General features: G+C 69.0%; 3 protein-coding genes (1 of these 3 cut by a window edge). All 3 read right to left on the bottom strand.

Features of this window, described 5'->3' with window-relative positions; all coding sequences use genetic code 11:
* The coding region (locus NT132_RS01015) for a transposase (protein ID WP_297783452.1) at window positions 1–233 on the bottom strand (233 nt) is incomplete at its 3' end.
* A gap of 325 nt (window positions 234–558) precedes the next feature.
* Entirely contained in the window at window positions 559–2,301 is a 1,743-nt protein-coding gene (locus tag NT132_RS01010) for a carbohydrate-binding domain-containing protein (RefSeq protein ID WP_297783450.1), read from the bottom strand.
* Window positions 2,283–2,426: the end of a polyphosphate polymerase domain-containing protein gene (locus tag NT132_RS01005; RefSeq protein WP_297783446.1), read on the bottom strand. Its footprint extends 753 nt past the window's final position; only the last 144 of its 897 coding nucleotides appear in the window; its start codon lies beyond the right edge, outside the window; it ends in the stop codon at window positions 2,283–2,285. Before NT132_RS01005 ends, NT132_RS01010 begins: the two co-directional genes overlap by 19 nt.

The following is a 2,426-nucleotide window of genomic DNA, read 5'->3' as shown; positions in this document are numbered from 1 at the left end:
ATCTCAATCTCCATCTCCAGCACACGGTTCCGGCGCCGCAACTCGACAAGCTCACGGTGCTCATCGCTGGTCATGCCGGGCTTGCGGCCAGAGTCGACCGCGTCCCGATTCATCCAGTTCCGCAGACAGGACTCGCTGATCCCGAGATCACGCGCGGTCTGCGCGACGGGACTTCCCTGGGCGACCAGATCCAGGGCTCGACGTCGGAACTCCGGCGGGTGGGCAGCAGGCATCTCACGGACTCCTTCCGAGACGATCATCGCCTCAACTCAGGTGTCCGGAAAAGCGGGTCAGGCTCCCCTTGGACGTTTCTATGAAGCCGACTGTTGGGCCCACTTTGGCGAAACGAGGCAGTCTGAGCTGATTGCGGAGTACGACGACGCCACGAGACGCCGGCGCGGGGATCGCCGACGCCTCGCCGTGCGTCCGCATGGGACGCACGTGGGGTGAGAGCTTTCGGGCGCTACTCGCCCCAGGCGGTATTTACGCGCTCCAGGCCGCGTGACGGGCGGTTTCCGTCACAGGCGTCCTGGAACGTGGATGTGTGGACTAAGACGCTCAGGGTCGCCGGACGCCGCCATTGCCGCCACCGCCTGGGCCGCCCATCCCGGAAGTCACGTTCGTGCCTTCGGTGACGGTGGTGGCCGCGACGCCGTTCACGGTGACGGTGTAGCTGCCGCCGTCCGTGATGCCGGGACCGCTGTAGAAGACGGCGGCGAAGGACTCCTCAGCCTCGAACGAGGCAATGGGCGCGCCCGAGGCATCCGTCACCTCGACGGTGTCGCCCGCCGAGCCGCTGACGGTCGCGGCGACCCATTGCTGCGCGCCGGTCGGTGCGACCAGGACGCTGCCGGCGATGAAGACCTCGCCGCCGTCCATGGCGATGTCGCCGTTGGCGTCGACTGCGCCCTCGCCGCCGGCCGAGCTCGGTCCGGCCACGGTGGTGGTGCCGCCGGTGAACGAGATGGACCCGTTGGAGTCAAGGCCGTCGCCACCGGCGACCACTCGCAGTGTCCCGCCCGAGACGGTGAGGGTCTCGCCGGTGGCCGCCTCGCCGCCACCGCCCATACCGCCCTGACTGGTCGTCGTGGTGCCGCTCGCGGCGTTCACGCCATCGTCGCTCGCGGTGACGTCCACGGTGCCACCCGAGACGGCGATGGCCGCGGCTTCGAGTCCCTCGACCGACTCGGTGACGGTGACGTCGCCGTCACGGATCTCGAGCGTCTGCTCGGCGTGGATGCCGTCGTCGCCGGAGGTCACCGTCACGGTGCCACCGCCGATTCCGATCGAGCCGTCGGAGTGCACGCCGTCGTCGTCCGCGTCGATCGTGACGTCTCCGCCCTCGATTACCGCGACCACGCCCGCGGACACGCCCTTGGGAGAGGCATCGGCGGCGGAGGCGTCCGACCCCGCTACCAGGTCGACGGTGCCGCCCGTAATGACGACATCGGTCGTCGCGGCGAAGCCGTCGTCGCCGCTCGTCGCGGTCACGTCGCCGCCCGAGACGACGATGAAGCCCTGCGTCGCGTCCTCATCCTGATCACTCTTGAGAGCGTCGCCGCCGGCGGCGAGTGCGAGCGTTCCGCCGGCGACGGTGAGCGAGTCCTTGCCGCGCAGCGCGTCATCCACGGCGTCGACGGTGATCTCGCCCGACAGGATGACGAGGTCGTCGGTGCTGGCGATGCCGTCGTTGCCGTTGCCCGATACCTCGAGCGTGCCCGAGCCGGTGATGGTGAGGTCGGCGTCGCTGTAGACTGCTGCGTTCGCTTCCACGTCGTCGGCGTAGGACGACGTGTCCGAGACGGTGTTGGTTGTCCCGTCGGCGAGGGCGATCACGACGTCGTCGGCAGTCGTCACGGTGATGGCGGGGGAGTCGGATGCGGAGATCTCGGCCTCGTCCAGGATCAGCACGACCTGCGCGTCATCGGGCGCCGCGACAACGATTTGGCCGTCGAGCGATCCGGAGAGGCGGAACACGCCGGCCTGGGTGATCGTGACGGTGGTTCCGTCCACGGTCACGGCGTCGGAGTCGGACGAGGCGGACGACCCGCTGAGGGTGATGTCGACGGCGTCGGATTCGGACCACTCGTCATCGTCCACCACGGTGACGTCGGCGTTTGCGGCGAGCACGGCGTCGGCGGTCAGATCCGAGTCCACGACGGCCGTCGTTTCGACGGTGGTGGTGTCCTCGCTCGTGGTCGAGGTAGACGACGACGCGACGGTCTGCGTGGCGCAACCGGCGAGCACCAGCGCGGCGACGGAGAGGGGAATGGCGGTCAGTGTCAGGCGGCGTCGGAGCATGATGCGTCCTCGATTCGGGTCGGGATCGGAAGGGTTCGTGCCGCGGCCATCGGGCTGGTCGGTGCAGTGACCGTGGTCCGGCGGGCGTGGACGGGGCGATGTGCGTCTTGGAAGTCGGAGAAGGG

This window comes from Microbacterium sp., from assembly GCF_026393345.1.
In the GTDB taxonomy this organism is placed as follows: domain Bacteria; phylum Actinomycetota; class Actinomycetes; order Actinomycetales; family Microbacteriaceae; genus Microbacterium.
The sequence above is the reverse complement of the archived record's forward strand: the minus strand, read 5'-3'. Positions and strand labels throughout refer to the sequence as shown.

What these genes read in the sequence shown, in the direction of transcription:
- NT132_RS01010 (WP_297783450.1), bottom strand. Translation starts at nt 2,301, where the DNA reads ATGCTCCGACGCCGCCTGACACTGACCGCCATTCCCCTCTCCGTCGCC.